This is a genomic window from uncultured Actinomyces sp. (assembly GCF_963526355.1).
Taxonomy (GTDB): domain Bacteria; phylum Actinomycetota; class Actinomycetes; order Actinomycetales; family Actinomycetaceae; genus Actinomyces.
Window position 1 is genome coordinate 1 of the sequence record NZ_CAUROW010000080.1, and the last position, 7,978, is coordinate 7,978.

The 7,978-nt window shown below is 68.1% G+C and carries 5 protein-coding genes and 1 pseudogene; 4 read left to right on the forward strand and 2 right to left on the reverse strand.

What is annotated here, in order from left to right; all coding sequences use genetic code 11:
- Positions 1–806, reverse strand: an 806-nt coding sequence (locus RWR81_RS11150) for an FAD-dependent oxidoreductase (RefSeq protein WP_314457784.1), incomplete at its 3' end; no start/stop codon positions are given.
- Between the two features lie 103 nt (positions 807–909).
- Positions 910–2,055: an ROK family transcriptional regulator gene (locus RWR81_RS11155; RefSeq protein ID WP_314457785.1), complete on the reverse strand. Its 1,146-nt coding sequence runs from the start codon at positions 2,053–2,055 to the stop codon at positions 910–912.
- A gap of 191 nt (positions 2,056–2,246) precedes the next feature.
- On the opposite strand from RWR81_RS11155, the gene RWR81_RS11160 reads away from it, so the two are divergent.
- From RWR81_RS11160 to RWR81_RS11175, 4 genes and pseudogenes are all read left to right on the forward strand, one after another.
- Positions 2,247–4,427 (forward strand): alpha-galactosidase, encoded by a 2,181-nt coding sequence (locus tag RWR81_RS11160; protein ID WP_314457787.1) that lies wholly within the window; start codon positions 2,247–2,249, stop codon positions 4,425–4,427.
- A 114-nt stretch (positions 4,428–4,541) separates the two neighbouring features.
- Positions 4,542–5,452: pseudogene (locus tag RWR81_RS11165) on the forward strand (carbohydrate ABC transporter permease).
- Between the two features lie 12 nt (positions 5,453–5,464).
- Positions 5,465–6,418: a carbohydrate ABC transporter permease gene (locus tag RWR81_RS11170; RefSeq protein ID WP_314457791.1), complete on the forward strand. Its 954-nt coding sequence runs from the start codon at positions 5,465–5,467 to the stop codon at positions 6,416–6,418.
- A gap of 8 nt (positions 6,419–6,426) precedes the next feature.
- Entirely contained in the window at positions 6,427–7,821 is a 1,395-nt protein-coding gene (locus RWR81_RS11175) for a sugar ABC transporter substrate-binding protein (RefSeq protein ID WP_314457792.1), read from the forward strand.
- The last annotated feature ends 157 nt before the right edge of the window (positions 7,822–7,978 follow it).

Genomic DNA, 7,978 nt, shown 5'->3' on the forward strand with positions numbered 1-7,978 from the left:
TAGCCGGAGAGCTCCTCGGTCAGCTCGGGCAGGATGCGGCGCGAGCCCTCCACGAGGATGAAACGCACGTCATCCTGCTCCACGGAGTCGACGGTGGCGACCAGCGCCCGGGCCATGTCCTCGAGTTCGGCGATGGCCTCGACCCCGGCGAAGCCGCCGCCGACGAAGACGAAGGTGAGCAGCCGGCGTCGGAGCTCGGCGTCCCAGGTGGAGGCGGCGTCCTCGACGCGGGACAGGACACGGTTGCGCAGGGCCAGGGCCTCCTCGACCTGCTTGAAGCCGAGGGCCTGCTCGGCCAGCCCCGGGATCGGCAGGGTCCGGGCCTCGGCACCCAGGGCCAGGACGAGGTGGTCGTAGCCGATCTGGTAGGGCTTGCCCTCCTCCTGGGTGGACCCCGGCACCGGCGGAGCGATGGTCACGGTGCGTGAGGCGTGGTCGATGCCGGCGATGGAGCCGGTGATGATCGTGCACCCGGCCAGGGACCGCCGGTGGGAGGCGATAACGTGGCGCGGCTGGATGGATCCGGCGGCGACCTCGGGCAGGAAGGGCTGGTAGGTCATGTAGGGACGTGGGTCGACGATGGCGATCTCGACCCGGTCGGTTCCCAGCCTCGCCCGCAGGGCCCGGGCGGTACAGAACCCGACATACCCTCCGCCGGCGATGACGACACGCGGCGGACGGGGTCTGCCGCCGGGCGCAGAGGCGGCGAGGACGCCGGGACGGGTCGGACGGACGGCCAGGGCGAGTGCAGCGCCGGCAGCAAGAAGGCCGGCAGTGGACAGCGCAACGGTGGTGCGGCGGCTCATGCGCACAATCTAAGGGCACCCTTAGTCCAAAATCATGCTGGGACCTTCTTCCCAGACATGTTTCCTGTCACAGTGCGAGTGCTCACGCGACGAAGGCCCCCGTTCACCGATCGCCCGCCACCGCCGTCCACTGCTCCAGCGCCAGGGCAGCCGCCCCGCGCGCCCACTCGTCGAACTCGAAGGGACGCAGCAGGACCGGCACCGGCGCCGCGGCCCAGTGCCGCAGGCCCCGCACCTCCTTCTCAAAGGTCTCGCGGTAAGCCTCCACCACGGCGATCCCCTCCCCGGAGACGACGACGAGCTCGGGGTCGACGTAGGCGATGAGGGTCCCGACGACCCTTCCGACGGCCAGCGCCGCACGCCGCAAGACCTCGTCGACGCCGCTGTTACGACGCATTCCAGGACTCAGGAGCAGCTCGAGGCTCAGGTCCTGAGCCTCGCGCCCCAGGTGCTCAGCGGCCGCCCGAAGGATCCCGGAGGTCGAGGCGAGGGCCCGGGCGCACCCCGGGTGCCCGATCTCGCAACTCGGTCCCGAGAGGTCTACCGGGAGGTGTCCGACGCTGCCGGCCGCTCCCTGAGCACCGGAGACGACCTCACCGGCCACCACAACACCGCAGCCAATCCCGGCACCGAGGGTGACCAGGGCGAAGGGGTCCTTCCCGCGGCCGGCTCCGAACCAGGCCTCGGCGTAGGCGAAGGCGCGCACGTCGTTGGCCACCGCACAGGGCAGCCCGGTGGCCTCGGTGACCATGGCGGCCAGGGATACATCACGCCACCCCAGGAAGCTGGCCACCGCCACGGTCCGCCTCCCGACAACGGCCGCCCCCAGGGAGATCCCGATCGCATCCGGCCGTCGGCCGCTGCGCTCGGCCAGCCGTGCCACCACCGAGGCGATGAGGGCGGTCACGGAGCCGGCGTCGGTCTCGGTCAGTGGCAGGGAGTCACCGATGAGGACCTCACCCAGCGGATCGGTCAGGACGACGTAGAGGCGGTCTGCAGTGAGCTTGATCCCCGCAACGGTGGCACTGTTCGAGGCGACGGCCAGGAGGCGGGTGGGCCGCCCCGGCCCTCCCACCTCCACCGGCGGCCGCTCCTCGATGAGACCGGACTCGATGAGAGGGCGCACCGTACGCGTCGTCGTCGCCGCGGACAGCCCCAGACGCTCCCCGAGGTCGCCGCGACTCATGGTGCCGGCGGAGATCAGGGCGAGCAGCACCCTGGCACCGAGGCTGCGTCCACCACCATCCATCGCCGACTCCTGCTCCCGCCATCGCCATCTACCGGATGAGCCACACGGCCCATGACCTGGGACGACGCGCAACGCCGCCCACTTTGTACCGACACTGTAGAGCAAACCCTTGCGAAATCTGGCGCCATCAATTATTTTCATCTTACAAGGAATCGCTTCTGGTTCCCGCCCCCTCCCCCGGAAGGACGACGATGACCCTCCATCTGCGCCGAGCCGACACCTCCGTAGTACTCGACCTGCCCGACGACCGCTTCCCCGTGGTGCGCCACTGGGGCCCCGACCTGGGTGACGTCAGCGGAGACGACCTGGCCGACGCGGCCCTGGCCGCGGCAACCTCCCTGGGCACCAACACCGCCTGGATCACCAATGACCTGCCGATCCTTCCCCTGGCCCACCTGGGTTGGAACTCACGTCCCGCCGTGGCACTCTCACGCACCGACGGCTCGGCCTTCTCACCCCACCCCACCGCCTTCACCCACGAGGAGAGCTCCGAGGACACTCCGGCCGGCACCGCCCTCATCGTGCACTCCAGCGGAACCGACACCGTCCACGAGCTGACCCTGGGTACCGAGCTGCGCCTGGAGCCCTGCGGACTGGTGCGCGTGCGCGCCTGGATCCGCGACGACCGCCCCGAGTCGGGCAGCGAACAGGGAGCCGACCTCGTCGTCGGCGAGCTCACCCCGGTGCTGCCCGTGCCCGACAGCGCCGATGAGCTGCTTGACACCACCGGCCACCACGTCCTTGAGCGCCGACTCGTGCGCACACCCTTCACCCCGGGCACCCGCCTGCGCGAGTCCTGGGAGGGGCGCCCGGGGCACGACGCCGTCACCTGGCTGGCCGCCGGCCCCACCGGCTTCGGATGGCGCAGCGGGCGCGTCCACGGCGTTCACGCGGCCTGGTCCGGCAACGTCCGTCACCTGGCGATGAACCCGGCCTCGGGGCGCAAGCTCCTGGGAGCCGGGGAGCTGCTCCTGCCGGGCGAGGTCTCGCTGGCCCCCGGTCAGACCTACACCTCTCCGTGGACGGTCTTCTCCTGGGGCGAGGGCCTGGACGCCCTGGCCCACCGCAGCCACGCCTGGCTGCGCTCATGCCCATCCCACCCGGGCCGTCCCCGCCCGGTGCTGCTCAACACCTGGGAGGCCGTCTACTTCAACCACGACCTGGACAAGCTCAAGGCCCTGGCCGACGCCGCGGCCCAGGTCGGCATCGAGCGCTACGTCCTGGACGACGGCTGGTTCGGCTCCCGCCGCGACGACACCTCGGGACTGGGTGACTGGCAGGTCTCCCCCGAGGCCTGGCCGGACGGTCTGGAGCCGCTCGTGGAGCACGTTCACGCCCTGGGCATGGAGTTCGGCCTGTGGTTCGAGCCGGAGATGATCAACGTCGACTCCGAGCTGGCCCGCGCCCACCCGGAGTGGATCCTGTCCGACGGCGCCGGCGGAGCGCCCGAGCACCGCCGCCAGCGGGTCCTGGACCTGACCGCTCCCGGTGCCTGGGACTACTTGTTCGACGCCATCTCCACCCTCGTGGAGCGCCTCGACATCGCCTACCTCAAGTGGGACCACAACTCCCCCCTGCTGGCCGCGGGTCATGAGGTCGCCGACCCCACCGCAGGACGCCAGGGGGCAGCCGCCGTCCACGACCAGACCCTGGCCGTCTACCGACTCCTGGATGTGCTCCACGAGCGCTTCCCCTCCCTGGAGATCGAGTCCTGCGCCGGCGGCGGCGGCCGCATCGACCTGGGGATCATGGAGCGCACTCAGCGGGTGTGGGCCTCGGACTGCATCGACGCTCACGACCGCCAGAACATCCAGCGCGGCACCACACTGCTGCTTCCTCCTGAGATGGTGGGCACCCACGTCGGCTCGGGGCGGGCACACACCACCCTGCGCGACCTCGACCTCGACTTCCGGGCCGGGACCGCCCTATGGGGCCACATGGGCGTGGAGTGGGACCTCACCGAGGCGGACGAGCCCACCCGCGAGCGCCTGGCCTCCATCATCGCGCTGCACAAGGATCTGCGCGGACTGCTGCACTCGGGTGTGACGGTTCATGCGGACCTGCCCGACGACGACGTGCTGCGCATCGAGGGGGTCGTCGCCCATGACGGCTCCGACGCCCTGTTCGAGATCGCCTCGCTGGGTCAGCTCCTGGCCTGGCCCACGGCGCCGCGTCCACTGCCCGGTCTGGACCCCTCGCGCCGCTATCACGTGCGTCTGGCGGTACCGACCTACTCCGAGCTGAGCCTCGCGGCGAGCTGGATGGCCGAGGGCGTCACCCTGCCGGGCTCCTACCTGACCACCACGGGTCTGGCACTGCCGGTGCTGCACCCCGACCACCTCGTCCTGCTGCGCGCAAGCGCCGTCGACTGACGGCTCGGCGATCCTCCGAGTCGCTGATCCGCCCTCACTTCTTCTGCCCGTTTCTACCTCCAGCCAATCCGCCTTCGACCCGTTTTCCCACATCACCGTCGATTTGGAGACCCGATGTCAACTTCGACCCTGGTCGCGCAACCATCGCGTCGGCAGCGCAAGCCACGCTCCGACCTCAAGCTCGGTCTCGCCTTCATCCTCCCGGCGACGATCGGCCTCGTCGCCTTCTACATCTGGCCCCTCATCCGAGGCATCTGGCTGTCCTTCACTGAGTACAACCTCCTGACCCCGAGGAGTTCACCGGCCTGGACAACTACAAGCGCATGGTCCAGGACGACACCTTCTGGAACGCCGTCGTCGTCACTGTGGAGTACGTGGTCATCAATATCGGTCTGCAGACGATCCTGGCGCTCTTCATCGCCGTCCTCATGCAGCGCCTGACCCAGTCCACCTTCGTACGATCCATCGTGCTGACGCCCTACCTGGTCTCCAACGTGGTAGCCGCCATGCTGTGGCTGTGGATCCTGGACAACACGCTGGGCATCACCAACCAGCTCCTGGAGTCCCTGACGGGCTCTGCCATCGACTTCTTCTCCTCATCGATGGCCGTCCCCACCATCGCCATCATCAACGTGTGGCGGCACGTGGGCTACACGGCCCTGCTCATCTTCGCGGGCCTGCAGTCGATCCCGAACACGGTCTACGAGGCCGGCAAGATGGACGGCGCCAGCGAGTGGCGGATGTTCTGGAGGATCACCGTCCCGCTGCTGCGTCCCATCCTGGCGCTGGTACTCATCATGACGATGATCGGTTCCTTCCAGGTCTTCGACACCGTCTCCGTGGCCACCCAGGGCGGCCCCGTCAACGCCACCCGCGTGCTGCAGTACTACATCTACGACATGGCCTTCGGACGCTTCCAGTTCGGATATGCCTCCGCCATGGCGGTGGGGCTGCTGTTCGTCCTGGCAGCGATCACGATCCTGCAGTACCGCATGACCCGTGCGGGCGAGACGGACCTGGACTGAGGAGGACCACCCATGACAACGACAACCGCATCCGTGTCCTCCGCAAAGTCCCCCAAGGCAGCCGCTGCGGCGCCCTCCGAGGCCCCCAGCCGCCGGTTCACCGTCGGCAAGGCCCTGGCCTGGGCGGCGATGATCCTCATCATGCTGTTCACGCTCCTGCCCTTCTACTGGGTCCTGCGCACGGCTCTGTCCTCCAACGCGGGCATCACGGCCCACCCCACCAGCCTGCTGCCGGTGGACATCAACCTGCGCGGCTTCGCGCGCGTCTTCGGCATGCAGTCCACTGAAGAGGCCCTGGCCGACGGCGGCAGCGGCGCAGCCATCAACTTCTGGCTCTACCTGCGCAACTCGGTCATCATCTCCACACTGGTCACCGTTGGGCAGGTCTTCTTCTCGGCGATGGCCGCCTACTCCTTCTCCCGCCTGCGCTGGAAGGGACGCGACATGGTCTTCGCCGTGTTCCTGGGCGCCCTGATGGTCCCCTCGATCTTCACGCTCCTGCCCAACTTCGTGCTGGTCAAGCAGCTCCACCTCATCGACACCTTCCTCGGGGTGGCGCTGCCGACCATGTTCATGACGCCCTTCGCGGTGTTCTTCCTCAAGCAGTTCTTCATGAACATACCGCGTGAGCTGGAGGAGGCCGCGCTGCTCGACGGAGCCTCGAAGATCCGCGTGTTCTTCACCCTCATCCTGCCCATGGCCAAGGCCCCGATCTCGACGCTGGCGATCCTGACCTACATCACGGCATGGAACGACTACTTCTGGCCCCTGCTGGTCTCCTATACGGACTCCTCACGGGTGCTCACGGTGGCTCTGGCGGTCTTCCGCTCCCAGGCACCGCAGACCGGTCCCGACTGGGCCGGGCTCATGGCCGCCACCCTGGTGGCCGCCCTCCCGATGCTCCTGCTGTTCATGGCCTTCGCCCGGCGCATCGTCAACTCCATCGGCTTTACCGGAATCAAGTGAGGCACCAGATGACGACTCAACCGATCAGCCCTCTTCGCTCCTCACTGTCGCGCCGCAGCCTCCTGAGCGGCCTGGCCTCGGGTGCGGCCGCCCTGACCCTGGCGGCCTGCTCCGGCGGCTCCAGAAAGTCGGGATCCGGCGCCGTGGAGTACTGGATGTGGGATGCCAGCCAGCTGCCCGCCTATGAGGCCTGCGCCAAGGCTTTCGAGGCCAAGACCGGTATCAGGGTCAATATCACCCAGATCGCCTGGGGCGACTACTGGACCAAACTGACAGCTGGTTTCATCGCCGGGACCGGTCCGGACGCCTTCACCGACCACATTTCCAAGTTCGCCCAGTTCGTGGATCTGGAGGTCCTGGTCCCGCTGGAGAAGCAGGCCGCCTGGGCGGGCGTCGACGAGTCCGCCTTCCAGGACGGCCTCATCGACCTGTGGAAGGGGGAGGACGGGCACCAGTACGGCTGCCCCAAGGACTGGGACACCGTGGCGGTCTTCTACAACCGGGACATGCTCACCCAGGCGGGTCTGACCGAGGCCGATCTGGCCGGCTGGTCCTGGAACCCCTCCGATGGTGGCACCTTCGAGAAGATCCTCGCCCGCCTGACCGTGGACAAGAACGGCGTGCGCGGTGACGAGCCCGGCTTCGACAAGAACCGGGTGGCCGTCTACGGCCTGGGCATCCAGGATGCTGGCACCGGGGACGGCCAGACCCAGTGGAGTCCCTTCACCGGCTCGGCCGGCGACTGGTTCTACACGAACAAGGAGACGTGGGGGAACCACTACCGCTACGACGAGAAGGTCTTCCAGGACACCTTGGACTGGTACTTCGGCCTGGTGGACAAGGGTTATATGCCTCCTCGTGGCGCCTTCTCCTCCACGACCAGCACCGATGTCCAGCTCGGCAGCGGCAAGGTCGCCATGTGCTTCAACGGCTCGTGGATGTTCAGCACCTACGCCAAGCTCGACGTCAAGGTCGGGATCGCGGCCAATCCTGTGGGCCCCAGCGGCAAGTCGGTCTCCCTGTACAACGGGCTGGGCGACTCGATCTCCAAGCAGTCGGCCAACATCGACAATGCCTCCAAGTGGGTGGCCTTCCTGGGAACCGCCGAGGCGCAGGACATCGTGGCCTCTCACGGGATCGTCTTCCCGGCGATCTCCTCCTCCACTGAGAAGGCCGTGCAGGTCTTCGAGGAAACTGGCCTTCCTACCAGGCCCTTCACCCAGCACCTGGAGGACAGGTCCACGTTCTTCTTCCCGCTGACCTACTTCGGCGCGGACGTGGCGGCCATCATGAAGCCCGCGACGGACGACCTGTGGGCGAACCGGGTACCCGCCTCGACGCTGACGAAGTACAACGAGCAGGTCAACCTCCTGTTCGAGACCTCCAAGCACGAGAAGGGTTAACAGCACGGTTGCTTCTGACCAACCGGAGGCCGGGTCCGGCATATCGCCGGGCCCGGCCCGCGACCGTCATCGCAGCCCCACGATCTCCCCGGTGTCGACGTCGACGTCGATGCGCTCGGCCGCAGGACGGCTCGACAGGCCCGGCATAGTCGACAGG